Here is a 26,030-nt window from a genome sequence, read left to right as displayed (position 1 = left end):
CTGGTAAGGCCCCTTGAAGACTACAAGGTTGATAGGCTGCGTGTGTAAGCACGGTAACGTGTTCAGCTTGGCAGTACTAATAGGCCGAGGGCTTGACCATATTTTTGGTTCGCCCGTTCATTTCATTCCCTTTTTCTGCTTCAAGTTTTGTTCAGTTTTGAGGGTACGTTTTGTGCCCAGTGTCCGGAAATGGAAGACCTGCCGTTGTGGCAGGTCTTTTTCTTTGCCATATGAATGCGACCGGCAGAACCGGCAGTCCTGGTCATTGCGGTTAACTTCCGCATTGAGCTTGTACTCGGTTTGTAGGGACAAGGGGGCTTGCGTCAGATTCAAGGATTCCGGATACGGGAGGGATACGGCATGGAATTGCTTTACGGGACGGGAAATCAGGCCAAGCTTGCTCTCATGAGACGCGCGTTGGCCGATTTGGACCTGAAAATTGTCGGACTCAAAGAGCTCGGCGTATTGGTTCCGGAAATTGTAGAAACGGGTGACTCGCCGCTGGAAAATGCCCGCATAAAAGCGACGGCATATTATAAACTTTTTCACAGGCCGGTCTTTTCCTGTGACTCCGGGCTCTATTTTGAAGGCCTGCCCAGTGATCTGCAGCCGGGGGTTCATGTCAGAAGGGTGAACGGCATGCAGCTCGGCGACGATGAAATGATTGCATATTACAGTGGCTTGGCTCTTCGCTACGGCCGAATCAGAGCAACGTACCGGAACGCGATTTGCTTTGTATCCGATGAGTCGCATCTCTATGAAAGCATGGCGAAGCAGTTATCCGGAAAATCTTTTCTGCTGACCTCACGGCCGCATTCAAAGCGGGTTAAGGGATTTCCGCTCGACAGCCTATCGATCGACCCGAAGACCGGGAAGTATTTTTATGACCTGCCGATGGATCAGGCGGACGATCCTGTATGGCAGAGCGGGATCCATCAATTTTTTGAATCAATGGTACACCGCCTTACCGCCAGGGCAAACCAGCATCCGGATGGTAAGGGCACGAGCCGTTAATTCAAGCGGCCCAATCGAAAAGCTACAGATCAAAATAAATAACTATATGTAGAGTTTAAAACAATAATACAAAAAGGATAAATCCATGAAAAACGGCGTGGATATAAAACGGCGGAGTCAAAAGCCTAAATGAACACGGGCGGTGGACAAATGAAAACGGAAAAGCGGGGACAGCAGCGTCTCCGCTTTTTCGCTTTTGGTAACTTTATTCCCTCAGGCGAAACCGTGAAATATCCTCCCGCAAAATTGTTGCCTGACTGGAAAGCTCTTCGCTTGCCGCGGCACTTTCTTCGGCGGTTGCCGCGTTCGTCTGTACGACTTCCGACACCTGATGGATCCCAATGGTGATTTGGGAAACGGCGTTTGCCTGTTCCTGCGAATCATGGTTGATCCTGTTGATCGTGCTGCTGATTTGCCGCAGCTTTTCAAACGCAGAAGCAGAGCTTTGGCCGGTCTTTTCCGCCTGAACGGATCCTTCCTGAATCCGTTCAATCGAATTGTGAATCAGGCGGGCGGTATCCGAGGCGGCGTCCGCTGATTTTGCCGCGAGATTCCGAACCTCCTCTGCAACAACCGCGAACCCTTTCCCTTTTTCGCCGGCGCGGGCTGCCTCCACCGAAGCGTTCAGGGCCAGAATATTGGTTTGGAACGCGATATCGTCGATCGTCTTGATAATGTTTTTGATCTGTGAGGCGGCTTCACTTATTTCATGCATGGAAGCCAGCAGGCTGCGGATTTCGTTTTGAGAGGCTTCGATCTCATCTACGCTCCCATGAACATCCTGTGTGATGCTCTCAATGTTTTCCGTGCTGAGGCGGACTTTTTCGGAAATTTCGGAGATAGAGGCGGAAAGCTCCTCGATGGAGCTGGCCTGTTCGGTTGCCCCCTGCGCCAGAACCTGCGCGCCGGACGAGACCTGATCCGCGCCCGAATGAACCTGGTCCGCCGTTTCGCTGATGTGGAAGAGAAGCCGGTTCAGGCTGTCCGTAATCGAATTCAGCGATTCCCGAATCGGTAAGAAATCCCCGATATACTCCCGGTCGACTTGTACCGTCATATCGCCGTTCGCCATGCGGGTCAGATGCCCGGAAATATCGCCGATATAAAGGGAAAGCGTTTTCCGCACGGAGTTCAGCGATGCGCCCAGCTTTCCGATTTCATCGTCGGACTGAGCTCCCTCCAGTTCGACGTTCAGATTCCCGTTTGCCAGCTGTTCCGCAAATTTCAGCATCCTCAAAATCGGTTCGGTGATGCTTTTCTTGGAAAATAGAAAGAATCCTAATACGCTGAGCAATACGATGATCAAAGCCGCGAGGAAGGAAAAAAGAGTGACTTTGCTTTGAAAGCTTCGGACGGAGTTCAGCGGCACGCCGGCACAGAAAACCCCAATCGCCTTGCCGTCGCTGCTTAGAATCGGTTCGTACACCGTCTGATAAGGCATTCCGAGGACATCCGCCTCGTTTTGATAGGAAAGCCCTTGATTTAAAACGATGTCCGCGATGTGGCTGTCCAGTGTCGTGCCGATTTGCCGTGCGCCGTCTTTGATAATCGTCGTATTGATCCGCAAGTCATTTAAAAAAACCGTATAGTGGGAATTGGTGATCGCTTTAAGCTGGTCGACGAAATTCTGATTGTCCAGCTTATAACCCGTTGAAATCACGCCGATGATTTTTCCCGAGCCGTCTTTTACGGGAGCCGCGGAGCGGACGGAAAGCTTGACCTGCGTTCCGGGCTCGACAAACGAACCGCTTTTGCCGGTCAGAGCTTGACTGATATTCTGCTGATTGGCAACCTCGTCCCCTGCCTGGTCACTGTCGGAACGCGCAAGGACGGTGCCGCTGCCGTCGGTAACAGTCACAAATTCCGTGTCGGTGTTCAGGCCCTTTTCCGCATCGCTCAGGGCGTGGAGGATGCCGTCCGCCTTGCCGGACGCAATCGCGTCCTTCAGGCTTTGAACGCCGGCCAGGTCTTCCGCGGCTTGCAGCGAGCTGGTTTTCATCTCGCTGACCCGGTTGGTCAAAATGTTAATCGAGGCGCTGGTTTCTTCGTACAGAATCTGGGCAACAAGCATATTGTTCCCTATGTACATCACCGTGACAACAAGGGCTGCGGTGAGGAAGACACACAGAACCGACGACAGAATCAGCTTTGTGCCAACCTTCCTGATTTTCAGATTTCTTTTCATTGCTTTTCCCTCCAAAAGAATAATTCATGCGCAGTATAAAAGTTACTAATAACATTCGTTTTAGGCAGGGAAATTTTCGGGGCAGCAAAGAAAAAATGGAATAAAAAAAGTTAGAATCTGCATGTCTCATATTGGGTTTGAAAAAGATAAGAAAATACAGTATGATTAGGATAAGTAAACGGGGGGACATTCTTGACAGCAATCAAAAACTATTGTATTATTGTATTAATATAATATTAGGGAGGACTCTTTATGGTCGTTAGCTCCTCAATTAGTCTGATCGCAATGATAATGATGCTGTTTGTCAGTCTGCTCTTTGTGGCGGAGCGCGTTTTATTCGGCCTTGCCGCTTATCACGACGCACAGTCTCAGGGAAATCCGGACGCGGTGATCTGGGGCCTTGCCGTCGGATTCCTCGGCATCATTCCGGGGATTATCTATCTTTGCGTGCGCGGCTCAGGCCGCCGGCTGGTCCGATGCGCCAACTGCGGGTATCCGCACGACGCTACCGATTTCTGCTGCCCGAAATGCGGAGAAAAAAATCCCGCGGCGGCTGAGGCGAACCCGTACGCTCAGGTGCTTGCGTCCCGGGCCAGAAAGGAAATGATCGGCGGAATCGCGGTGATTGCCGCGGGAATCCTGCTGATGATTCTGGTGATGCTGTTCTTCGGCGTCTTTATGATGCGGTACCGCGCGTTTTTTTAAATAGAAGGAACATGGGAAAACAAAGGAAATACAGGAGAAGTTATGCTTGAAATACAACATCTTACAAAAAAATACCGGAAGCTGCTCGCGAACGACGACTTGAGCTTTCGCGTGCAGGACGGAGAGGTCGCGGTCCTTGCCGGGCCGAACGGGGCGGGCAAATCGACCGCGATCAAGTGTATTGCCGGACTGCTGCGGTTTCAGGGCAGCGTAACGGTCTGCGGGAATCCCAATAAAAGCGTGGAGGCGAAACGGCTTTTCGGCTATATCCCGGAAATCCCGGCGCCGATGGAATCCCTGACGGTGCGGGAGCATTTGGAGTTTATCGCGCGGGCCTACCGTGTGGAGGACTGGCAGAAAAAAGCCGACGTCCTTCTGGAACGGATGGAACTGGAGGACAAGCAGAAAAAGCTGGGCGGCGAGCTTTCGAAAGGGATGCAGCAAAAGCTGAGCATTTGCTGCGCGCTGCTGCCGGAGCCGAAAGCCGTCCTGCTGGACGAGCCGCTGGTCGGGCTTGACCCCCACGCCATTAAGGAACTGCGCGAAATTATGGAAGAGCTGCGCGCGCGCGGCTGCTCCGTGCTGGTCAGCACCCACATGCTCGATACCGTTCGGCAGGTCTGGGACCGGGCGCTGATTATGATGAACGGAAAAATCGCCGCGGAACGGACGCGGCGCGAAATGGAGACCGGCGGCGAAAGCCTGGAGCAGCTGTTCTTCTCGATTACGGAAGGGAAGGGGGAGAAACTTGGAAGCGATTCTGTACATAGCGCGTAAGCAGCTGAAAAATTCGGCTGTCAAGCTGGTGCGGCGGCCGGTGCGCCTGATCGCGGTTCTGGCCTCCGCGGCGCTGATTGTCTGGATGCTTCTGGACATGCCGTCGAAGTCGCAGGGGCGGCTAGACCCGGCAATTCTGCAAAGCGGCTTTCTGGTCTGGCTTCTCGTGCTGGGGACGATCACCGCGCTTGCTTCGCTGGAATCCGGCTCCTCGCTGTTCCGCCTGCCGGATGTGAACCTTCTTTTCGTGTCTCCGGTCTCGCCGAAAACGATTCTCGCTTACGGCCTTGTGCGGCAGACGGGCAAGACGTTCGCCGGCTTTGCTTTCCTGCTGTTTTACAGTGGGATGCTCATTGACAGCTTCGGGATCACCGCCGCGGACGTTGTCACGCTGATTCTGGGAACTGCGCTGTTCCTGGTCGTTGTGCAGGTGCTGGCGCTGCTGCTGTACTGCGTCGCGAACCGGGGGCCGTCCTACCGCGCGGCAATCAAGGCGGGGATACTGGCGGTTCCGCTTCTGGTGGCGATGTATGTTCTGTATCAGGCAAGGACGGGCCTGAGCCTGACGGCGGTTACCAAGGCGGCGGCGGCGCCGATTCTGGACAATTTCCCCGTTGTCGGCTGGGCGAGGGGCGCCGTGTTTGCCGTTATGGCCGGAAATTTGAGCGCTGCGGCGCTTTACGCCGCGCTGACCGTGATTTTCTTCGCGTTGGTGATTTTTTTTCTGTTGAAAATCGATGCGGATTATTACGAGGACGTTTTGAGCAACGCCGAAAAAACCTTTGAGCTGCGCCGCGCCGTGAAAGAAAAACGCGGAATCAACGTCAGCAAGGGCAAAAAGGTCGGAAGAACCGGAATCGGCAATGGCTGGGGCGCAAGCGCGTTTTTCTACAAGCATCTCTGCGAGGCAAGAAGAAGCAGCCGGTTTGCGCTGGTCGGAGGTTCCACTCTGACTCTTCTGCTCATCAATCTCGGGGTGGCGGGAGTCATGGCGTTAATCGGCAGCGGCAAGGCGGACCCCGCGACGGCGGACGCGATGCTGCTTTCCGGCTGCGGCCTGAGCGTTTATATCCTGTTTTTCCAGAACGTTTCGGGGGACTGGTCCCGCGAACTGGAAAAACCGTATCTGTATCTGGTGCCGGAAGACCCGTTCCGCAAGCTGTTCTGGGCCGGCCTTTCCACGGTGATGAAGCCCGCCGTGGACGGATTCATCGTCTTCGCGGTCCTCTGTGCCGTTCTCCGCGCGAATCCTTTCACGGCGCTGGCCTGTGCCCTGGCTTACGCGGCGTTCGGATTCCTGTTTACCGCGGGGGGCGTTTTAGGCAGGCGGGCCTTGGGCAGCGTGCCGAACCGCGGCGTCACCATGATGCTGTATATGATGCTTTTGCTTCTGGTCATGTCGCCCGGCATTGCGGGAACGCTGATTACGGTCTTTGCCCTGAATGCGGCCTCTTTCGCGGGCGCGGCGCCGCTTTTGGCGGCTCTGCCGCTCGTCGTATGGAATATCGCCGCGTCCCTTTGTATTTTTTACGGGTGCCGGAATCTTCTGTCATCCTGGGAAAATTGATTTTCCGCGAGTCAGAGCATTTGATCGGACCATTTGACCGGCAAATCCCTGTTTTCGTGCCGGCGACTTAAAAAAAACGGAGTAATCTTCAATTTATGCTTGCATTTTGTCGCAGACCGTGGTATTATATCTAAGTCGCCAAAACACGAAAACAAGTTGGTACCGATTGCGATGAGGGTACACCCGTTCCCATTCCGAACACGGAAGTTAAGCTCATCTGCGCCGAAGATACTTGGCTGGTAACGGCCCGGGACAATAGGTGGCGCCAACATAAGAAGCAGTCACCCAATAGGGTGGCTGTTTTTTTGGTATCAGTGACCTTGTCTGACAAAAGCAGGGAAAGACAGGAAAACGAGGCTCCGGCATGGTATGATAAAAACACGGACGGAGGAATCAGGATGGACTGGATTCAGGGAATGCGCGGCGCGATCGACTATATGGAAGAGCATCTGACAGAACCGGCGGACTTCACGCGAATCGCCCGGGAGGCGGGCTCCTCGCCCTTTCACTTCATGAGGATGTTCGAAATCCTGACCGGAATGACGGTGGGCGAATACCTGCGCCGGCGCAGGCTGACGCTTGCGGGTCAGGAATTGTCGATGTCCGGCGCAAAGGTGATTGATGTGGCCCTTCGATACGGCTACTCCACGCCGGAGGCGTTTACCCGGGCGTTCCGGCGCTTTCACGGCATCTCCCCCTCGGCGGCGCGCGCGCCGGGGGCAAATCTCAGGTCCATCGGGAAGCTTTCGATCCAGATTACCTTGAAAGGGGACTGTGTTTTGAATTATAAGCTGATTGAGAAAGAAGCGTTCACCGTTGTCGGAAAAAAATTGAGAGTGTCCTGCAAGGACGGCGAAAATTACCGGGTGATCCCGCAGTTCTGCGCCAAATGCTCTCAGGACGGCACGGATGCCTATCTGCAGCCTTTGGCGGACAAAAGCATCGGTGAGCTGGGCATCTGCGCAAATTTCAGCGAACAGACCGACGATTTCGACTATTACTGCGCCGCGGAGTACGACGGAAGCCAAATCCCCGCCGGAATGGAAACGCTTGCGATTCCGAAAGGGACGTGGGCGGTGTTCGAATCCGTCGGCCCGATGCCGGGCGCGATTCAGGATGTGTGGAAGCGCGTCTTTGCCGAATGGTTTCCCTCAAGCGGCTACGAGCACGCGGACGGGCCGGAGCTGGAGGTCTATGAAAAGGGCGATATGAATGCGCCGGATTATCACAGCGCGGTCTGGATTCCCGTTGTAAAAAAGGCATAGCTTTCATACGATAGTTACAGGATAGGGCGCCCGGGTTTTCCGGGCGCTTTTTTTGGGTCAGGAGTGTTTCAACGGGTAAAAATGCGCTGTCTATATATATAGTATAGAAAGCGCGCGTTTCCATGCGAAATAGAGGCTGTTTTGCCACTTGTATTTTGGCGCTTTAAAGTGTAAAATAGCATCAGAAGATACGGCAGGAAAGGGGAACCAGAATTGATTATCGTAATGAAAAAAAACTGCACGCGGGATCATGTGGAAAACATTATTCAGCTGCTGAAGGAATACGGGCTGGGCGCGAATCTTTCCACAGGCAGCCAGACGACCATTATCGGCGTGCTGGGTGACAAGACGAAGCTGAGCGACGCAAATCTGGAATTGATGGACGGGGTCGAAAAATGCGTCCCGATTATGCACTCTTATAAACTCGCCAGCCGGGACATGGTCCCGGAGGGAAGAACCGTGCGGGTCGGCAATGTGACCTTCGGCGCAAAGAAAGTGGTGATGATCGCGGGCCCCTGCGCGGTGGAAAACCAGGAACAGATTCTGAAAGCCGCCGAAGGCGTCAAGGCGGTTGGCGCCGCGCTCCTGCGCGGAGGCGCGTACAAGCCGAGAACATCCCCCTATTCGTTTCAGGGAACGGAGGAAGAGGGCCTGAAAATGCTTCGCCGCGCGGGGGATGAGACCGGCCTGCCGGTTGTCAGCGAAGTAACCGACCACGAGCAGCTGACTTTCGCGGAAAAATACTGCGACATGTTCCAGATCGGCGCGCGCAATATGCAGAATTTCCGGCTTCTGCGGGAGGTGGGGCGCACCGGCGTCCCGGTGCTGCTCAAGCGCGGCATTGCCTCCACCATTGAGGAATGGCTGGACGCCGCCGAGTACATTATGAGCGAGGGCAACTGCGGCGTCGTTCTGTGCGAGCGCGGCATCCGCACGTTCGAAACGGCGACCCGCAACACGCTGGATGTTTCCGCCGTTCCGGTCGTCAGGGAGCGCAGCAGCCTTCCTATTATAGTAGACCCCTCCCACGCGGCGGGGAAAGCCGCTTATGTGGAGCCGCTCGCGCTGGCGGGAATCGCGGCGGGCGCCGACGGGTTAATTGTCGAGGTTCACCCGAACCCGAAGCAGGCGTTGAGCGACGCCGCCCAGCAGCTTACGGTGGACGCTTACGCGTCGCTGTTTCACAAAGCGGCGGAGGTGGCCCGCGCCGTGGGGCGCGAAATTTAATTGATTCGGGGATGCAGGATACCGCCGCGGAGATTTCCGCGGCGGATTTTTTATGGAAACCTCCCACGGCGGTGACGGGGAGGTTCCGGTAAAATACGCGGCAATACGTTGATTTTGTAAGATTGTTAACTAAAACAAACTTAATGGTTGACAATAAGGCCGGAAATCCTTATACTGTTAGAAAAGGAGAGATCGAAATGAAAAAGAAGACGACTTTCGAGCTGACTGCCTGCGCGATGTTCGCGGCGCTGACGGCCGTGCTCTCACAGTTTGCCGTGCCGGTCGGCCCCGTGCCGATCAATCTTGCGACTCTGTCCGTTTTTCTGGCGGGCGGCATCCTCGGCGCCGCCGGGGGGCTGGTCAGCCAGACGGTTTACATTCTTTTGGGGGCCGCCGGGCTGCCGGTCTTTGCCGAATTCAGCGGCGGAATCGGAGTGATCGCCGGACCGACGGGCGGCTATATCATCGGGTACGCAGCGGCCGCGTGGGTGGTCGGGATGATGGTGGGCAGGTTCGGGCGCGGGCCGGTTTCGCTCGCGGTTTCCATGGCGGCCGGGATTGCGGTCTGCTACTTTCTTGGCACCGCGTGGTTCATGATCGTGACAAAACGCGCTCTCTGGGAATCCCTGACGCTTTGCGTGTTTCCGTTTCTGATTGGCGACGCGCTGAAAATCGCGGTTGCAGCCGCGGCTTCGGCCCAGCTCGGCAGGGTGTACGACCGGCTGAACCGCAGCGCCGGCGCGGCATGAGCGAGCCGCTTCCCCTCAGGCCTCACCACGCGCTCTGCCTGAGGTTTTTTGTCGGCAAAGGGTACGGCGACGATTTTGTTTCCGGGATGGCCGCGGTACAAAACAGGCTGCGGGAACATCCGGGCGACAGGGTTGTGCTGACCGGAGGAGCGGACCGCGTCTGCGCCCGCTGCCCGAACAACGCGGGCGGCGTCTGCGAATCCGCCGAAAAATCCTCGCGGTACGATGAAAAATGCCTTTCAGCCTTTGGGTTGACGATTGGCCAGACTCTTACCTGGAGCGAGCTTGAGCAAATCGCGCTGCGCGTCGTCCTCTCCCCGGCGGCCCGCGCCGCAGTTTGCTCCGACTGCCGATGGGACTCCGTTTGCCGGGAACAACAGGAAAAAATCCGCGCTTCGCGCTGAGAAAAACAGCTTTGCAGACGCCGCCGGCACTTTCGGCGGCGTTTCTCTGTCCGGTTTGTCCGGAACGTCCCGAATTGTAAACTTGGCACAGTGAATTAGTTAACAATTGTATGCCGGCGGAAAACAGCGGACAGGAAGAACAATTTGAAATGAAACCTGAGAAAACGAAAGATTTGGGGCATTATAAAGAGATAGAAAGAGTTTGGGCTTCCTATATTAAAATTTTGGACTTTTTATCTTGACACGGAACCGGGCGTGTGGTAAGATCAATTATGCAAATTCCCGCGCGGATTCAGCGCGCGGTTTTGATTCCCGCAACAATCGGGAATAAGAGGATGCCGATCAAATTTCAGGAGGTAACAACCATGTCCACCTATATGCCGAAAGCCGGCAGTGTTGAGCACAAGTGGTATGTCATCGACGCCGCCGGAAAGCCGCTTGGGCGCGTTGCCGCGCAGGCTGCCGCTCTGCTTCGCGGCAAGCATAAGACAATTTTCGCACCGCATGTCGACTGCGGCGACCACGTCATCATCGTCAACTGCCGCGAGGCGGTTCTGACCGGCGGCAAGCTGCACAAGAAGATCTACTACCAGCCCACGCTGTATGTCGGCCACATGAAGAAGGTAAAAGCATCTACCCTGATGGAAGAGAAGCCCTGCAAGGCAATGGAACTTGCCGTCAAGGGTATGATCCCGGACAATGCACTTGGCCGCGCCGCAATGGCAAGGCTTCGCCTGTTTGAGGGCGACCAGCACAGCCACGCCGCCCAGAAGCCGCAGGCCTGGGAACTGTAAGGGGAGGATCAAACTATGTACGAAAAAGCACCTTATTTTTACGGAACCGGAAGAAGAAAAAGCAGTGTCGCGCGCGTCAGGGTTTACCAGGGCAGCGGTAAAATCACGATCAACGACCGTGATATTGACGAGTATTTCGGCCTGGAGACGCTCAAACTGATTGTTCGCCAGCCACTCGTTCTGACCAAGACCGACGAAAAGTTCGACGTTGTCTGCCGCGTTGCCGGCGGCGGCGTAACCGGCCAGGCCGGCGCAATCCGTCACGGCATTGCCAGAGCTTTGCTGCAGTATGACACCGAAAACCTGCGCTCCATTCTGAAAAAGGCCGGGTTCCTGACCCGCGACCCGAGAATGAAGGAACGTAAGAAGTACGGCCTGAAAGCAGCCCGCCGCGCACCCCAGTTCTCAAAGAGATAATTTGTATTTTCAGAAAAGCAGCAGGGCTCGGCGCGTCGGCGCCGGGCCCTGCTTTTTGCAAATGGCTGCTTTGTCTGTGTGCGCGGCTTTGGCGCGGGAGGTTTTGTGAGTTATTAGAGGAAGGAGACAAACGCGATGGAACTCTTGATTAGAACGGCGGAAAAAAGCGACTATGACGCGGTTCATGAGCTGCTTTGCAGCCTTCATCAGCTTCACGTGTCCGCTCGGCCGGATGTTTTCGCCGAGGCGGACCCGATGACGGAGGAAGAGTATGACTCCTTGCTGGGAAATGCGGGGAAATTCACCATCGTCGCGCAGGAAAAGGAAGGCGGGGTCGCAGGCTTCTGCTCCGTCACGCTGCGGAGACCGTCGGAAAGGCCGGAACTGAAAAAACGCACGGTGGCGTTTGTCAACGACCTGTGCGTCATGGAAAGGCTCAGGAACCGCGGAATCGGAAAGCGCCTGCTGGAAGAGGCAAAGAGAATCTCCCGGCAGAAAGGCGCGGGAAGCATGGAGCTGATGGTGTGGTCCTTTAACCGGACGGCGTATCGGCTTTATCGGGAAATGGGAATGTCTGAACGAAGCGTCATCCTGGAACAGCGGCTTTAAGCAGGCCGTGTTTTCAGAAGCGCGGCAGCCGGCTGAATCCCCTGCAAAAGAAATATTGCGGGGGATTTTTTTCTTTCAATAAAGAAGAAAGAAAAACAAACGCCTGACAAAAAGTTACAAAATTTAATAAGAATTCCAGCAAATCGAAAATCCAGCCGCCACGCGCCTTCCGGAGTTTTTGTGTACAAAGTATGAACGAGAAAAAGCAATTTTGGTGCCGATCCCGCATAAAAAACAGGGCTGTAACAGTTGTAACAGGTTTGTAACCGGTCATTTTCTTACATGTTGCACAGAAATCGAGGTCTCTTTCAACCATTCACCACCGGTAATAATGTCGTATTGCGAATTAAAAACGGAGAACGCCTGTGCAGGTTGCACAAATTAAAACGCCGTGATGATTTGACATATGGGCAATCGGTGAATATAATATCTCGCATCGATAGAAATCCTCAGCACTGACAGCCGGCAAGTGGGGAAACACACCTGAAAAACAATCGCCGACTGAAGGGAAAGGGTGAATGTATGCGTAAGAAACTCGAGCCTGTTTTCCGTTTTTTCCGAAGGCTTGCAAAGACGATGAAAAACGCCTGTCATTCCGGGCTGCTTTGGCGGGCCGGCGCTTCTGTGTCGGGAGCGAAGGCGCGGACCTGCCGCTTTTTTATGGGCCTGTGGAAAAATCTGAATTCGGCGCGGAGGGCCGGGCTGTTTCGTCAGCTGGCCGCGACAGTGCGCGGACGCAAAGAAGTCGCGCTTCTGTTCCTTCGCGAAAGGATTTTGGACAGGGACTCGGCACTGCGTTCCGCGCTGTTAAAACAGGGCGCGGCGCTTTTCCTGATGGTTCTTGTAACGGTCGGTTCGGTTGAAACGGTAATGGCTTCCACCCATCTTGCAACCGTCACATGCGACGGGGCTGCAAGCCGTGTGGAAATGACCTCCCCGGATACGGACCAGATTCTTCTGAAAGCAGGGGTTCAGACCGGCCCCGACGACCTGATTTCGCGCAGCGACGACCCGGATCATGCCGGCGACGTCCTCATTTCGGTGAAAACCGCGCGGAAAGTTAACGTTGAAGCGGATGGAGCGGACAAAGCGGTCACCGCGCATTACGGCGACACGGTGGGCGACGTGCTGAATCAGGCCGGCGTCAGCCTTGATTCCGACGACCTGGTGACTCCTGCCGAAAGCAAGCCGGTCGAAGACGGAACCAGCATTCAGGTGACGCGGATGGTGCGTGTTACGGTCGCTGTGGACGGCGCGAAGGTTTCCGCCACCGTCAAAGAGGGCAGCGTTTCCGACGCGGTCCGGCAGGCGGGCGTTCAGCTCGGTTCCGAAGACACGCTGAATGTTTCGCCGGACAAAACGGTTGACCAGGGAATGGAAATCGACGTTTCCCGTGTCACTTACAAAGAGGAGACCGAAACGCGTGAAGTTCCGTTCCAAAAGATCACGAAGAAGGATTCCTCTCTTGCCGCCGGAAAAACGAAGATTCAGACGGCGGGCAAAAACGGGAGCGAACAGGTGGTTCTGCGCCGGAAGCTGGTCGACGGAAAGGTCGCCGAGACGCAGACCGTGAGCACGTCCGTCGTGACAAAGCCGGTCGATCAGGTCACGCTGGTCGGCACAAAGAGGACCGCGGTGAGGGCGGTCGGGTCCAACGGGACTCTGACGGATGAAAACGGAAAAACGATAAAATATAAAAAAGTTCTGACCGGAAAATGCTCCTGCTACACCGGGGGCGGCTGGACCTCCACGGGAGCCAAGGCCGCGTTCGGGCGCGTGGCGGTCAATCCGAGCCTGATTCCCTACGGAACGAGGCTGTATATCGCCTCGCCGGACGGAAAGCTGGTTTACGGGTATGCCGTCGCCTCGGATACGGGCGGGGCCGCGATGCGCGGCATCATCATCGCCGATCTGTATTATGACAGCTACTCGCAGTGCATGAAGATCGGCACCAGAACCATGAATGTTTACGTCCTGTAAGCACGGGATGATGGAGCGGAGGCCGTTAAGGCCTCCGCTTTTTTGCGCCGCTGCGGGCCGGAATCCTGTTGACACCGGGGACGGGCCGGGTTATAGTGAAAGCGGAACAAAAATGAGGGAGGGGAGCTTTCCATGGTTTATTTTTACGCGGTGCTGTGGGTGCTGGTCGGTGTGATCCTGATTTTCCGCATGGGAGGGGAAAACCGTGTGTTCTACCCCATCGGCGGATTTTTTCTGATTCTCGGCGCGTGGTGGGCGGCGGGCGCCTACACCGGGCTGAATCTTTTTACCGGCGCGTGGGGCTGGGCGCTGCGGGCAATCACCGCGGCGGCGCTCTGCCTTGCCTGTGTGGAATTCGCGCGCGAAATGAAAAAGACCCGCGAAAAGAACAAAAGGGAATAGAACCGCAGATTCCCGGCTTTTTTACTGCCAAATTCACAACCGCAGCATACAATAGAGTGCGGGGCCAATATATTGAAACCGCTTTATCATAGATTGTCTGCCGGAGCCCGCTCCGGCAGACACCTGTGATAGCGTATCGGATTCAGTTGAAAAAAGCGGTGAAGTAAGGTACAATAGGAGCAAACAGGGGGCTGAGTTTATGCTGATTTCCTCTTCCATGCTGGCGTCGGACTTTTCAAAGCTGAGCGATGAAATCATCCGGATGGATATTTCCGGCGCCGATTGGATTCATCTTGACGTGATGGACGGACATTTTGTCCCGAACCTGACCTTCGGGCCGCCGGTCATTGCCGCGATGCGTCCGTTTACGGACAAGCTGTTCGACGTGCATTTGATGATCAATGAGCCGCTGCGCTACGCGCCTGAATTTTTAAAGGCGGGCGCCGATCTCATTACATTTCACGCGGAGTCGTCCTCCGACCCGGACAAAACGATTGAATTGATCCGTTCCGGCGGAGCCAAACCCGCGATGGCGGTCAAGCCGGGTACGCCCGCGCGCGCGGTTTTTCCGTACCTCGACCGGCTTTTCATGGTGCTTGTCATGACGGTGGAGCCGGGATTCGGCGGGCAGAAATTCATGCCTGACATGATGCGGAAAGTCAAGGAGCTGAAACAGGCGAAGCCGGACCTGCTGGTGCAGGTGGACGGCGGAATCAATTCGGAAACGGTGGCCGAGGCCGCGCGGGCGGGCGTTGACGTCTGCGTCGCGGGGACCGGCATTTTCAAAGCGCCGGACGCCGCGCAGGCGATCCGGGAACTCAAGGCGGCGGCCGGGGCGGGCCGGGAATAACGGAGGTACGGTGCGATGCCGTGCGGTGTAAAACTGGAGCTTGAAAAGGAACTCTCGCTGAAGAATCGGATTATTACCATACCGGCGCCGAAAAAGCTGTCGGCGCCGAAGATGTTCGCGCCTCTGCGCAAAAAGGCAGGACCCGCGAAGATTCTGGGCGCGGCGCGTATGGCGGGTATTGTGGACGAGCTGGACGGCGAGCCGCTCGCGGAGAAACTGGAGCGTTTTGCCGCGGCGCAGACGGCGGAGCTGATTGCCGTCTGTTTCGACGAGGACCCGAAGACTTCCGCCGACCAGGCGGTGCTGCGGGAAAATGCCGACCAGGTGCTGGCCGGGCTGGAGCTCGCGGCCCAGGCCTGCGGCGTCCGGAGTCGGAAAATCGCGGCCGCGTCCCGCGAAGAGGTGAACCGCGTCCGCAAAGACTGCCCCGGCACGGAGTTTCTGGTTGCGGGAATCCGCTACCCCGCGGTCGCGCTTCTGCGAAGAAAACTGGCCGATCAGGGCGGGAAGGCGGGGCTGATCGGCGCGCAGGCCTGCGCCGCCCTTGCGGCGGCGGCAGGCCGCGGCCTGGCTCAAAGTGAAACGGTCGTAACGGTGGCGGGCGACGGCGCGTCGAACTGGGTCAACTGCCGGGTTCGCATCGGCACGCCCCTGCGGGATGTGCTTGCGGCGGGGAAGCCGGTTCCCGGTACGGCGGCGGTCGCGGTGGGATCTTCAGTCAACGGCAGATGCGTCACCGACCTTACGGAGCCGGTGACGGCGGTCACCCGCTGCGTCATCGCGATGAAACGCCTTCCGCGGCGTCCCGCGCTGCCCTGCGTCGGATGCGGGCGGTGCGAGCGCGCCTGCCCGCGCGGCATTATCCCGTGGCTGATTCTGCAGCAGCTGGAGACCGGGTCGCCGAACCCGTTCCGGCTGTTTAACGTCGAGCGCTGCATCCGTTGTCAGGCCTGCAGCATTGTCTGCCCGTCGCAGATTCCCCTCGCGGCGGCAGTGGAACGCGCGGAAAAAATCAAGGAAGGCAGGAGTGATCCATGACCCTGACAAATGCCGCCTCCCCCTATGTGAAAAGCGAGTTTACCGTTTTTTCCATGATGAGCAGGATACTGCTGGCCTTACTGGCGCTGCTGATCATTCCCGTCGTCAATTACGGGCTTCGCCCGCTCGTCGTCGCCGGGGCGTCCGTGCTGACCGCGCTGATCTGCCGGATTCTGTTTTGCCTGCTTCGCAGAAAGAGCATCTCCATTTCCGAGATTTCGGTTTTGGTAACGGGCCTGATGATCCCGATGCTTCTGCCGCTGAACACGCCGCTCTGGCTGCCCTGCGCCGCCACCGCCTTCGCCGTTCTGGTGGTCCGGGAACCGTTCGGCGGGTTTGGGCGCAACCCGTTCAACCCCGCCGCCGCCGGCGTTGCGTTTGCCGCGCTTTGCTGGCCGAAGCAGGTGTTTTCTTACTTTGACCCCGCGGAACAGGCGGCCTTTCCGCTGTTCGGCGCAGGATCGTTCAGCACGGCGCAGTCCCCCGCGGCGGTGCTGAAGCAGGGCTTCAAACCGGACATCCTGCCGCTGAACATGCTGTGGGGCAATTTTCCCGGCCCGCTCGGTTCCACGGCGGTTCTGGTCATTGGGGCCTGCGGTGTTCTTCTGTTCCTGTCAAGGTCGGCAAAACCGGAAACAACCGTCTGCTTTCTCGGCACGGCGGCGCTGATCGCGGCGATGTTTCCGCGCATTCTGTGCAGTCCGCTGACCTCGGTAAAATATGAGCTTTTGTCGGGGTCGCTGTTTTTCGTTTCCGTGTTTATGGTGACCGACCCGGTCACCGCGCCGCGCACGTTTTCGGGGCGGTGCCTTTACGGGGCGTTTGCCGGCGCGACGGCAATGGCGTTTCGCTGGTTCGGCGCGTATGAACAGGGCGCCTGCTTCGCGCTGCTGATTGCGAACGCGGCCGCGCCGCTGATGGATTCCGCCGTGTTCTGGTTCCGCGGGTGGGAGGGAAAGCCGTCATGAAGAATAACAGGCTGGTTCTGCGCGGAGCGGGCTCGATTTTTCTAAACGGCCTGCTGTTCCGCAACCCCGTGCTGATCGGGGCGCTCGGCATGTACCCGGTCGCCGCCGCGGCGTGGAGCCTGAAAAACGCGGCGGCGCTTTCCGTTCTGTTTTTCGCGGTGTCGCTTCCAACTTCGCTGGTGCTCAGCGCGCTGGGCATGCTGGTTCCGCGCTGGTTCCGCCCCGGGCTGGTCCTTCTGGTTTCCGCGGGATTCTACATTCCGGCGGGGTACCTCGCCAATCTGCTGATACCCGGCTCCGTTACGAGTCTCGGCATGGCCGCGGGGCTGATGATCTGCAACTCGGTCGTTTATTCCCGCGCGGAGGAATACGCGCCGGAGCATGTGGCCGTGGCGGCCGCCGCCGATTCACTCGGCTGTTCCGCCGGGTTTTCCGCCGTCGCGTTTCTTGTTTCCATGCTGCGTTCGGCCCTGCTCGGCACGTTCCGTCTGCCGGCGGGAATCGGGTTTGTCATAGGCCGCGCGGCGGACCTTCCGTTCGCGGGCTTTCTGGCGGTCGGGTTTCTGGCGGCTTTGATCCAGTGGGTCAACCGGCTGAGGGCCGGCGGCGCTCAGCGAATCGGAAGGGGGAATCCGTGATGTTTTTCAGGCTAATGATGACCGCCCTTTTGGCGGTCGGCACGGAAAACCTCCTGTTTGCGGGCGGCAGCGGTTTCAGCCGCGCGCTGCGCTCTGCGCAAAGGCCGGATACCGTCGGGATTTACGCGCTGGCGGTTACCTGGTTTTCGCTTGCTTCCGTGTTTGCCGGAGTCTGGCTCGCCCCCTTTCTGCCGGCCGCTTACGGGACAAAGGCGCCTTTGCGCTCCGCCTGCCTTGCAGCGGCAGCGGCCGTCGCGTATCTTGTGACCTTTCTCCTGCTGCGCGCCCTGCTCCCGGCGCGGTTTCTGAGCAGGATCGCGCCGGTTCTCGCACCGGCGGCGGTTAACACGGTCGTCCTTGCCATGCCCTATGTGCAGTATCAGTTTGCGCTCGACCCGGCTCAGGCGGCGGGGTACGCGCTCGGGACCGGCGCGGCGTTTTATCTGGCCTCGGAGGTTTTGATGCACGCGGAGGCGAAATGCCGCAACCCGGATATTCCGGAGGCGTTCAGCGGCCTTCCCGCGTCGATTTTATTCGTCGGCATTCTGTCGATGGCGTTCGCCGGGTTTGCCGGGGGAAAGGTGTTTTGAAGATGAAAACCGATACAGTGGTACGGTTTTATGAAACCGTTGATCCGTCCCTGCTCAAATATGCCGTGATCGTTGCCCGCAGCGGCGGCAAATGGGTTTTGTGCCGCCACCGCGACCGGCATACCTGGGAAGCGCCCGGCGGTCACAGGGAGCCGGGGGAAGAAATTACGCAGGCCGCGCGCAGGGAGCTTTACGAGGAAACCGGCGCGGCCCGCTTTGCGCTTTCGCCGGTATGCGTGTACGGCGTTTCCGGCAGCATCAATCACGGAGCGGAAAATTTCGGAATGCTCTTCTTCGCGGAGATCGAGGAATTCGGCCCGCTGCCGCCGTTTGAAATTGAGGAAACCGACCTGCGGGACGAACTCCCCGCTCCGGACTGCCTGACCTACCCCGACATCCAGCCGGAGCTGTTCCGCCGCGTGCTGCGGCAGATCAAAGAAGATTAAAAAAGCACCCCGTTTTTTGATCAGGCGCGGCAAAACGTGCTATGATGGTAAAAAATGCGAATGGAGGCTTTTTTTACGAAAATCAGAGGTTTGCTTTTCACCGGTTTGATTCTTGGCGTTCTGGCGCTTGCGGGGTGCGCGCCGCAAACGGCGGCGGTCGGCGGCTCAGGTCCGGAAAGCTCAAGCCGGAGCGCCAGCCAAACGGCGGATTCCCGGAGCGATTCTTCGGACGCGCTTCCAAGCGCCGCGCCCGCTTCCTCGCAGAACGCGGCTTCGGTTGCCTCTTCGACGGCTCCGAGCGTGGAATCGAGGAATGACAAAGGGTATGAAATCAGCACGGACGGCGTCTGGGAGGCCTACGATAGCAACCGGGACGAGTATCGGCTCCATGTCCGGAAAAAGGACGGGTCCGGGGACAAAGTCATTGTCGACGATATCGTCCTGTGCCCGTGCATCGCGGGGAACTGGGTCTACTACTTCAATACGCTTGATGAGATCGACAGGATCCGGCTGGACGGAACCGGGAAAACAAAGGTCTGCGGCACGGAGAGCTTTGGGGATTTGTGCGGCAGCACGGCAATTACCGCGTCGTACAAGGACGGGGCCATCCTGTACCGGACACAGCAGATGCGAAGCGTGGGGGACAACAGCTCGTATCCGGCGTACACCTACAAACTGGATGTGGAAACCGGAACCGTAACCCAAGTCAAAAATTAAGACGGAACCATTCGCCGCTCCGGCGGCGAATGGTTCCGTCTTTCATTTTCAGGCAAATTTTGCCGGTTTGCCCTTGACTTCAAAGGCGAAAGTGGTATCATAATCCTGTAAGGCACAAAAAGTGCAATGCGGAGACAGGTGTTGGCGCACCGGCCTCCTGCATACGGAGAAACAGCCTCCATACACAACTGAATCATCAGCGCATTGCGGTTCCTATTATACCGCCTGTTCGTCCGTTTGTACAGGGGGTGTTTTCCGAATTCGCTTGTGTTTTTGTCAGCGTTGTATATGGATGAAAATCCGTGTACGGCGTTTTTTTGTGCCTTGCGGCAGACGGAACCCGGCGGGGCGGGAGCTCGGTTGCACCACCGTCCTCCATCCGCCCGCGGGCCCGGATGTTTTCGGTGTTTGTGAAAAGGAGACAGACAGCGCGCCGTTTTAGCGCGCTGTCTGTCTCCTTCAAGCCTTTAATATTTAACCGTTTTGACGAAGCTGTCGATTTCGTCTTTTTTTGCGATTGTGCCTTTGCAGTCGAGCAGGGTATTGTCCATGCGGATGATGGTATAATAAATTTCTCCGTTCTCCGCGGTGTATTTATTGTACGCGTCCGCGTCGACCGTGCTTTCCCCGCCGGTCACCGTCAGGCTTTTTTTCAGCGAAGCGTATTTCTGCTGCGCCGAGGTAGAATCCGTAAACACGGCAAACGTAATCTGCGTGTCGGAATCGCTTTTGGACGCGACCAGCGATTTTGCGTCGGAACCGTAGGAAGTGTCCTGCGTTACTTTGTAACCGGCGGCTTCGGCTTTCTTTTGAAAATCGTCGGCCGAAATCGGGGTGCGGGCGGAACAGGCCGAAAGAATCAGGGCGGCCGAAAGAATCACGGCGGCAAGAAGTCCGGCAGTTTTTTTCACGGTGATACCTCCATCAAAGCCGTTCAGGCTGATTTTTTTAAATCAAAAAGATAAAGTTATTATAGACCGGTTTTCGGCGGTTTACAAGTCTCATTTCCAAAACGGAGGCCCGACGTTTCCTGCTATCAATTTCCAGAAACAACCTTGTTAAATCCTGCATAGTCAGCTCTTTCCTGCGGATAATAGGGATGTAAATCACCGCATAGGAGGTAAATAAAATTTGAAAGCCACAGGAATAGTCAGGAGAATCGACGACTTGGGTCGCGTTGTGATACCGAAAGAGATCCGCAGGACGCTGCGCATCCGCGAGGGAGACGCCCTTGAGATTTATACGGATTCGCAGGGAGGAGTCATTTTTAAAAAATATTCGCCCGTCGGGGAGCTTTCCACGTTTGCCTTTCAGTATGCGGAAGTTCTGAACCGCACGGCGGGCCTGCCTATGTTGATTTGCGACCGGGACCATGTTGTGGCCGCCGCCGGGGTTTCCCGCAAGGAATACCTGGAGCGCAGGGTTACGCCGGAGTTGGAGGAGTGCATGCAGTCCCGCCGGACTTTCATTAACACCAGCGGCGAAAAGCTGCAGCCCATCGAGGGAATCGACCGCATGGCGAGCGTTGTCTGCCCGATCCTGGCTTCCAGCGACGTGACGGGCGCCGTGATTTTGCTGGAGGATGAAACCCAGGGCGCGCCGGATGAGACAAAGATGAAGCTGGTGCAGGTCGCGGCGGCTTTTCTCGGCAAGCAAATGGAGGAATAGCGCAATCATTTTCGGAATTCTCTTGCAATTTTTCTTTTTGTGTGTTAAAATATCCAAGGAATATGAAAGATGGGATGAAAGAGTGGGGCGACCCGCTCTTTTGTTTGTATAGCGGGGTGAAGCACGATGGCCGGAAAAGGGAAAGAGGGCGGAGTTTCCGCCGCGGTCCGAAAGCTGGCGCTGCCCTACGCGCAGCAGCTGGGGCTTTCGGTCTGGGATGTGCGGTATGAAAAGGAAGGCGGCGCCTGGTACCTGAGGATTTTCATCGACAAGCCGGGCGGAGTCGGCGTCGATGACTGCGAGGCAATGAGCCGCGCGGTGAACGGCCCTCTGGATGAACTGGACCCGATCCGGGAATCCTACTGCCTGGAGGTTTCGTCCCCCGGCATGAACCGGGAATTGCGGCGCGACGAGCATTTCGCGGCGTACCTCGGCTCCCGCGTGGCGGTCAGGCTGATCCGCCCCCTGCAGGACGGGACGAGGAATTTAACGGGGCTGCTTGCCGGTTATGAAGGCGGCGAGCTGAAAATAACGGCCGATTCCGGGGAAAAGGCCTGCCTGCCCCTTCGGGACGCCGCGTGGGTGCGGCTTCTGGAGGAGGACGAATTGGAGGAGTATGAGGAAACATGAACAGCGAAATTTTTGACGCCCTGGGCCTGCTGGAAAAAGAGCGCGGCATTTCGGTCGACTTTATGGTGGACCGCATCAAGAAGGCGATCGTCACCGCCTGCAAGAACAGCTACGGCAATGAGGACTGCGTGGTAAACGTCGACCAGGCCAAAGGCAATTTTGAGGTTTACCTGCGCAAGACCGTCGTTGAGGACATAACGGAAAAGGGAAAAGAAATTACGCTGGAAAAGGCACGGGAAATCGACCCGACGGCGGGGCTGGACGACAAGGTCGCCGTCCCGCTCGACACAAAGGATTTCGGGCGCATCGCCGCGCAGACGGCGCGGAATATCATCCGCCAGGGCATCCGCGACGGGGAACGCGACCGCATGTTCCAGGAGTTTGAAAGCAAGCACCAGGAGCTGGTCAGCGCCGTGGTGGAGCAGATCGACCCGCGCTCCGGCGCCGCCACCCTGACCATCGGCAAGGCGGAGGCCGTGCTGCCGAAGTCGGAGCAGGTCGCGGGCGAGGTTCTGCGGGAAGGCGACCGCATCAAGGTGTACGTTGCCGACGTTAAGGAAACCGAGAAGGGCCCGCGCGCGATGATCAGCCGGATTCACCCGGACCTTGTCAAACGCCTGTTTGAAGCGGAGGTACCGGAAATCTACGACGGCACGGTCGAGATCAAGGCCGTTTCCCGCGAGGCCGGGTCCCGCACGAAGATTGCCGTTTACAGCCATAACCCGGACGTCGACGCGGTCGGTTCCTGCATCGGTTCCAAGGGAATGCGCGTCAACCACATTGTGGCGGAGCTCGGCGGGGAAAAAATCGACATCGTCCAGTACAGCGACGACCCGAAGCAGTTCATCGCTTCCGCGCTGTCCCCGGCGAGCGTCGTAGACGTGGTTCCGGCGGCGGACGGTTCCCGCGCGTGCCGCGTCGCGGTTCCGGACGACCAGCTTTCGCTCGCCATTGGGAACAAGGGCCAGAACGCCCGCCTGGCGGCAAGGCTGACGGGTTGGAAAATCGACATTAAGCCGCAAAGCGGATTCTATGACGAACCGGCGGAAGAGCCCGCGGAAGAAGAACCCGAGGAAGAATAAAGAACAATGCCGAAGGGGCGGATGGCAATGCAGAAACGAAAAGTGCCGCTGCGCATGTGCGCGGGATGCGGGCAGATGAAACCGAAAAAGGAACTGGTCCGGGTGGTAAAATCCCCCGAGGGGGAGATTTCGATGGACCTGACCGGCCGCAAGCCCGGGCGCGGCGCCTATGTCTGCAAAAGCATTGACTGTCTGAAGGCGGCGCGAAAGGCGAGACGGCTGGAAAAAGCCTTTTCGTGCCGAATCCCCGATGAGGTTTATGACCGTCTGGAGGAGGAACTGAGAGGGGATGGGTAACAGGCTGCTTTCCCTGCTGGGAATTGCAAGACGGGCCGGGAAGCTCTGCCTGGGCAGCGACGCCGTACAGGAGACAGCGCTCAAGGGCGGATGCCCGCTGATTCTGTTTGCGTCGGATCTGTCCCCGCGCACGGCGCGAACGGTTTTAGCGGCCGCGGCAAAGGGAAATGTGGAAACGGCGACGCTGCGTGAGAACATGGATGAAATCGGCTGCGCCATTGGGAAACGAACGGGGGTCATCGCGGTAAATGATAAGGGATTTGCAAAAAAGCTGCTCGCGCTGAACGCGGAAGATTGAGGAGGAATTCATACTATGATGATTAAATACAGGGTACACGAGGTGGCAAAGGACCTGGACGTCCCGAATAAGGACGTGATAGACGCTTTGCAGGAATACACCGGTGAAACAAAAAAACATATGACGGCTTTGACTGAGGACGAACTGGATCTCGTGTTTGAGTCCTTTACCCAGAAAAACAACACGAAAAGCCTGGATTCCTATTTCGCGCAGGTCAGTCGCCGCGAGCCGGTTGTGGAACCGGAACGGCCCGATGTGGCGGTTCGCACGCAGCCGGCGCAGAGCGCGCCGAATCCGGCGTCCCCGTCGCCCGCGTCCGCGCCCCGTCCCGCCTCCTCCTCACCCGCTCCCCGGAGAAACGACGAAAAAAGGCCCGAAAACCGGGCGCCGTCTTCTGATCACCGCCAGGGGCAAAGGCCCGCGCAGCAGCAACAGCAGCGCCCCGGCCAACAGCAGCGCCCCGGCCAGCAGCGGAGCGCCGGGCAGCAGCAGCGCCCCGGCCAACAGCAGCGCCCCGGCCAGCAGCAGCGTTTCGGTCAACAGCAGCGCCCCGGTCAACAGCAGCGTCCCGGACAGAATCATGGCGCCGCGCATCCGCAGCAGGGCCAAAAACCGCAGCAGCAGCGCCGCCCCCAGCAAAACAGCATCCGGCTGGAAACCGGCGGAAATGCCATTCAACGCCCCACAGGGAGAATCGTGGATACGCATTCCACCCATGTGGAACTGGATAAATACAATGAAAAGTACGATCGGCTCGCTTCCGAAAAGGTGAAGCCGAACGACAACGTGGTGAAAAAGCAGAAGCTGACGCAGCGCAGCTCCCAGTACCGCGGCAGGCCCCGCAACGCCCGCAGGGAAACGGAATCCGAGCGTCTGCGCCGCATTGCGATGGAGCGCAAGGCAAAGCCAATCACCGTGCAGATTCCGGAGCAGATCACGGTCGGCGAGCTTGCCACCCGCCTGAAAGCGACGGCGGCGGAAGTCATCAAGAAGCTGATGGGTATGGGCGTGTTCGCGACGGTCAACGATGTGATCGACTTCGACACGGCGTCGCTTGTGGCGATCGAATTCCACGCCAAGGTGCAGAAGGAAGTCGTTGTTACCATTGAGGAGCGGATCATCGACGACAGCGAGGACAAAGACGACAATCTGGTGACGCGCGCCCCGGTGGTCGTGGTCATGGGCCACGTCGACCACGGCAAAACCTCCCTGCTCGACGCAATCCGTCACACCAGCGTGACGGAAACGGAGGCCGGCGGCATCACGCAGCACATCGGCGCCTATCAGGTAAAGGTCGGCGGGCGCGACGTCACGTTCCTCGACACCCCGGGCCATGAGGCGTTCACCACCATGCGCGCAAGGGGCGCCCAGGTGACGGACATCGCGGTTCTGGTTGTCGCGGCGGATGACGGCATCATGCCGCAGACGGTGGAGGCCATCAACCATGCGAAGGCCGCGAACGTTTCCATCATCGTCGCAATCAACAAAATGGATAAACCGGGCGCGAATCCTCAGGCGGTCATGGAAGGCCTGACGAAATACGAGCTGGTTCCGGAAGAATGGGGCGGCGATATTCCGTGCGTGCCGGTCTCCGCGGTGCAGAAAACCGGGATTAAAGAGCTTTTGGAAATGATCCTGCTGGTCGCGGACATGAAGGAACTGAAAGCCAACCCCGACCGCGCCGCAAAGGGAACCGTGGTCGAAGCCAGGCTCGACAAGGGCCGCGGCCCGGTGGCGACCATGCTGGTCCAGAACGGCACCCTGCGTCAGGGCGACATCCTTGTCGCAGGGACTACGGTGGGCCGCGTGCGCGCCATGACGGACGAAAACGGCCGGACGATCGAATCCGCCGGGCCAAGCGTCCCGGTGGAGATCACGGGCCTTGACGACGTGCCGACGGGCGGGGACATCTTCAACGCGGTTTCCGACGAACGGCTCGCAAGGGAGCTGGTCGAGCAGCGCCGCAGCGAACAGAAGGAAGAAAAATTCAACGCGCGCACCAAGGTGACGCTCGACAACCTGTTCGACCAGATGCAGCAGGGCGATATGAAGGAGCTTCATCTGATCGTCAAGGCGGACGTACAGGGCTCCGTCGAGGCGGTGTGCCAGTCTCTGGAAAAACTGACCAACGAGGAAGTCCGCGTCAATGTGATCCACAGCGGCGTCGGCGCCATCAACGAGTCGGACGTCATGCTGGCTTCGGCCTCCAACGCGATCATCGTGGGCTTCAACGTCCGCCCCGATTCGGTGGCGGAAGAAAACGCGAAGCGCGACGGCGTGGATTTGAGGCTCTACCGCATCATCTACGACTGCATCAACGAGATCGGCGACGCCATGAAGGGCATGCTCGCGCCGAAGTTCCGCGAGGCCGCGCTCGGCAAGGCGGAGGTCCGCCAGGTCTACCGCATCAGCAGCGTCGGCACCATCGCCGGCTGCCATGTCACGACCGGCAAGATCCTCCGTACCGCGCAGATCCGCGTGGTTCGCGACGGGATTGTCCTGACCGAAGACAAAATTGCTTCTCTCAAGCGCTTCAAGGATGACGTGAAGGAAGTCGCCGAGGGTTACGATTGCGGCATCGGGCTGGAAAAATACAACGATATCAAGGAAGGCGACATTCTGGAAGCCTTCCAGATGGAAGAATACAAAGAATAGGCGAAACAGAGTCCCGCCGTGCAAGCGGCGGGCTTTTTCACCAGGGAGGGACGTATTT

Annotated in this window: 28 protein-coding genes and 2 rRNA genes; 28 read left to right on the top strand and 2 right to left on the bottom strand. The window is 57.6% G+C overall.

Annotated features, from left to right (window positions below):
* Positions 1-100 (top strand): 23S ribosomal RNA (locus ACLQ3M_RS00820); the annotation flags it as partial.
* Positions 101-360: 260 nt separating this feature from the next.
* Entirely contained in the window at positions 361-1,014 is a 654-nt protein-coding gene (locus ACLQ3M_RS00815) for a non-canonical purine NTP pyrophosphatase (RefSeq protein WP_411675813.1), read from the top strand.
* Between the two features lie 205 nt (positions 1,015-1,219).
* Here ACLQ3M_RS00815 and ACLQ3M_RS00810 read toward each other — a convergent pair whose 3' ends face one another.
* Positions 1,220-3,199 carry a methyl-accepting chemotaxis protein gene (locus tag ACLQ3M_RS00810; RefSeq protein WP_411675812.1) on the bottom strand — a complete coding sequence of 660 codons (1,980 nt, stop codon included), beginning with the start codon at positions 3,197-3,199 and terminating at the stop codon, positions 1,220-1,222.
* A gap of 252 nt (positions 3,200-3,451) precedes the next feature.
* Between ACLQ3M_RS00810 and ACLQ3M_RS00805 the strand changes: the two genes are divergently transcribed.
* The 20 genes from ACLQ3M_RS00805 to ACLQ3M_RS00710 all read left to right on the top strand — a co-directional run bounded on the left by ACLQ3M_RS00805 (position 3,452) and on the right by ACLQ3M_RS00710 (position 19,342).
* Complete coding sequence (locus tag ACLQ3M_RS00805; protein WP_411675811.1) at positions 3,452-3,904, top strand: hypothetical protein; 453 nt, start codon at positions 3,452-3,454, stop codon at positions 3,902-3,904.
* Between the two features lie 42 nt (positions 3,905-3,946).
* A complete protein-coding gene (locus ACLQ3M_RS00800; protein ID WP_411675810.1) occupies positions 3,947-4,681 on the top strand; it encodes an ABC transporter ATP-binding protein in 735 nt (244 codons plus the stop codon).
* Positions 4,653-6,248 (top strand): putative ABC exporter domain-containing protein, encoded by a 1,596-nt coding sequence (locus tag ACLQ3M_RS00795; protein WP_411675809.1) that lies wholly within the window; start codon positions 4,653-4,655, stop codon positions 6,246-6,248. The genes ACLQ3M_RS00800 and ACLQ3M_RS00795 overlap by 29 nt, the downstream gene beginning before the upstream one ends.
* Before the next feature lie 155 nt (positions 6,249-6,403).
* Positions 6,404-6,519 (top strand): 5S ribosomal RNA (gene rrf, locus ACLQ3M_RS00790).
* Between the two features lie 43 nt (positions 6,520-6,562).
* Positions 6,563-7,513 carry a GyrI-like domain-containing protein gene (locus ACLQ3M_RS00785; protein ID WP_411675816.1) on the top strand — a complete coding sequence of 317 codons (951 nt, stop codon included), beginning with the start codon at positions 6,563-6,565 and terminating at the stop codon, positions 7,511-7,513.
* A 213-nt stretch (positions 7,514-7,726) separates the two neighbouring features.
* Positions 7,727-8,740: a 3-deoxy-7-phosphoheptulonate synthase gene (gene aroF, locus ACLQ3M_RS00780; protein ID WP_411675808.1), complete on the top strand. Its 1,014-nt coding sequence runs from the start codon at positions 7,727-7,729 to the stop codon at positions 8,738-8,740.
* 197 nt (positions 8,741-8,937) lie between these two features.
* Entirely contained in the window at positions 8,938-9,489 is a 552-nt protein-coding gene (locus ACLQ3M_RS00775) for a biotin transporter BioY (RefSeq protein WP_411675807.1), read from the top strand.
* Positions 9,486-9,893, top strand: coding sequence for a DUF1284 domain-containing protein (locus ACLQ3M_RS00770; RefSeq protein WP_411675806.1), 408 nt, complete (start codon positions 9,486-9,488; stop codon positions 9,891-9,893). Before ACLQ3M_RS00775 ends, ACLQ3M_RS00770 begins: the two co-directional genes overlap by 4 nt.
* Positions 9,894-10,258: 365 nt before the next feature.
* A complete protein-coding gene (rplM, locus tag ACLQ3M_RS00765; protein WP_411675815.1) occupies positions 10,259-10,687 on the top strand; it encodes a 50S ribosomal protein L13 in 429 nt (142 codons plus the stop codon).
* 15 nt (positions 10,688-10,702) lie between these two features.
* Positions 10,703-11,104, top strand: a complete 402-nt coding sequence (rpsI, locus tag ACLQ3M_RS00760) for a 30S ribosomal protein S9 (protein ID WP_066647051.1) — start codon at positions 10,703-10,705, stop codon at positions 11,102-11,104.
* 135 nt (positions 11,105-11,239) lie between these two features.
* Complete coding sequence (locus tag ACLQ3M_RS00755) at positions 11,240-11,713, top strand: N-acetyltransferase family protein (RefSeq protein ID WP_411675805.1); 474 nt, start codon at positions 11,240-11,242, stop codon at positions 11,711-11,713.
* 522 nt (positions 11,714-12,235) lie between these two features.
* Positions 12,236-13,693, top strand: a complete 1,458-nt coding sequence (locus ACLQ3M_RS00750; RefSeq protein ID WP_411675804.1) for a G5 domain-containing protein — start codon at positions 12,236-12,238, stop codon at positions 13,691-13,693.
* Between the two features lie 132 nt (positions 13,694-13,825).
* Positions 13,826-14,095 (top strand): hypothetical protein, encoded by a 270-nt coding sequence (locus ACLQ3M_RS00745; RefSeq protein WP_411675803.1) that lies wholly within the window; start codon positions 13,826-13,828, stop codon positions 14,093-14,095.
* Between the two features lie 199 nt (positions 14,096-14,294).
* Positions 14,295-14,945, top strand: a complete 651-nt coding sequence (gene rpe, locus ACLQ3M_RS00740) for a ribulose-phosphate 3-epimerase (RefSeq protein WP_411675802.1) — start codon at positions 14,295-14,297, stop codon at positions 14,943-14,945.
* A 15-nt stretch (positions 14,946-14,960) separates the two neighbouring features.
* Positions 14,961-15,983 (top strand): 4Fe-4S dicluster domain-containing protein, encoded by a 1,023-nt coding sequence (locus ACLQ3M_RS00735; RefSeq protein WP_411675801.1) that lies wholly within the window; start codon positions 14,961-14,963, stop codon positions 15,981-15,983.
* Complete coding sequence (locus ACLQ3M_RS00730; protein WP_411675800.1) at positions 15,980-16,951, top strand: RnfABCDGE type electron transport complex subunit D; 972 nt, start codon at positions 15,980-15,982, stop codon at positions 16,949-16,951. The genes ACLQ3M_RS00735 and ACLQ3M_RS00730 overlap by 4 nt, the downstream gene beginning before the upstream one ends.
* The gene (locus ACLQ3M_RS00725; RefSeq protein WP_411675799.1) at positions 16,948-17,589 is read left to right on the top strand and encodes an Rnf-Nqr domain containing protein; all 642 of its coding nucleotides are present in this window, start codon (positions 16,948-16,950) and stop codon (positions 17,587-17,589) included. Before ACLQ3M_RS00730 ends, ACLQ3M_RS00725 begins: the two co-directional genes overlap by 4 nt.
* On the top strand, positions 17,589-18,179 hold the full coding sequence (locus tag ACLQ3M_RS00720; RefSeq protein ID WP_411675798.1) for an Rnf-Nqr domain containing protein: 591 nt from the start codon (positions 17,589-17,591) through the stop codon (positions 18,177-18,179). Before ACLQ3M_RS00725 ends, ACLQ3M_RS00720 begins: the two co-directional genes overlap by 1 nt.
* A 2-nt stretch (positions 18,180-18,181) precedes the next feature.
* Positions 18,182-18,625: an NUDIX hydrolase gene (locus tag ACLQ3M_RS00715; protein WP_411675797.1), complete on the top strand. Its 444-nt coding sequence runs from the start codon at positions 18,182-18,184 to the stop codon at positions 18,623-18,625.
* 60 nt (positions 18,626-18,685) lie between these two features.
* On the top strand, positions 18,686-19,342 hold the full coding sequence (locus ACLQ3M_RS00710) for a hypothetical protein (RefSeq protein ID WP_411675796.1): 657 nt from the start codon (positions 18,686-18,688) through the stop codon (positions 19,340-19,342).
* Between the two features lie 467 nt (positions 19,343-19,809).
* Here the strand turns inward: ACLQ3M_RS00710 and ACLQ3M_RS00705 are convergent, their stop codons facing one another.
* Positions 19,810-20,253 (bottom strand): hypothetical protein, encoded by a 444-nt coding sequence (locus tag ACLQ3M_RS00705; RefSeq protein WP_411675795.1) that lies wholly within the window; start codon positions 20,251-20,253, stop codon positions 19,810-19,812.
* 220 nt (positions 20,254-20,473) lie between these two features.
* Here ACLQ3M_RS00705 and ACLQ3M_RS00700 point away from each other — a divergent pair, with 220 nt between their 5' ends.
* The 6 genes from ACLQ3M_RS00700 to infB all read left to right on the top strand — a co-directional run bounded on the left by ACLQ3M_RS00700 (position 20,474) and on the right by infB (position 25,972).
* Complete coding sequence (locus tag ACLQ3M_RS00700) at positions 20,474-21,010, top strand: stage V sporulation T C-terminal domain-containing protein (RefSeq protein WP_411675794.1); 537 nt, start codon at positions 20,474-20,476, stop codon at positions 21,008-21,010.
* A gap of 126 nt (positions 21,011-21,136) precedes the next feature.
* On the top strand, positions 21,137-21,640 hold the full coding sequence (gene rimP / locus ACLQ3M_RS00695) for a ribosome maturation factor RimP (protein WP_411675793.1): 504 nt from the start codon (positions 21,137-21,139) through the stop codon (positions 21,638-21,640).
* Complete coding sequence (gene nusA, locus ACLQ3M_RS00690; RefSeq protein WP_411675792.1) at positions 21,637-22,722, top strand: transcription termination factor NusA; 1,086 nt, start codon at positions 21,637-21,639, stop codon at positions 22,720-22,722. The genes rimP and nusA overlap by 4 nt, the downstream gene beginning before the upstream one ends.
* Before the next feature lie 27 nt (positions 22,723-22,749).
* Complete coding sequence (gene rnpM / locus ACLQ3M_RS00685) at positions 22,750-23,019, top strand: RNase P modulator RnpM (RefSeq protein WP_187034478.1); 270 nt, start codon at positions 22,750-22,752, stop codon at positions 23,017-23,019.
* Positions 23,012-23,317 (top strand): L7Ae/L30e/S12e/Gadd45 family ribosomal protein, encoded by a 306-nt coding sequence (locus ACLQ3M_RS00680; protein WP_411675791.1) that lies wholly within the window; start codon positions 23,012-23,014, stop codon positions 23,315-23,317. Before rnpM ends, ACLQ3M_RS00680 begins: the two co-directional genes overlap by 8 nt.
* A 15-nt stretch (positions 23,318-23,332) precedes the next feature.
* Positions 23,333-25,972, top strand: coding sequence for a translation initiation factor IF-2 (infB, locus tag ACLQ3M_RS00675; protein WP_411675790.1), 2,640 nt, complete (start codon positions 23,333-23,335; stop codon positions 25,970-25,972).
* The last annotated feature ends 58 nt before the right edge of the window (positions 25,973-26,030 follow it).

The organism is Caproicibacter sp. (genome assembly GCF_046707225.1).
Taxonomy (GTDB): Bacteria; Bacillota; Clostridia; order Oscillospirales; family Acutalibacteraceae; genus Caproicibacter.
The sequence above is the reverse complement of the archived record's forward strand: the minus strand, read 5'-3'. Positions and strand labels throughout refer to the sequence as shown.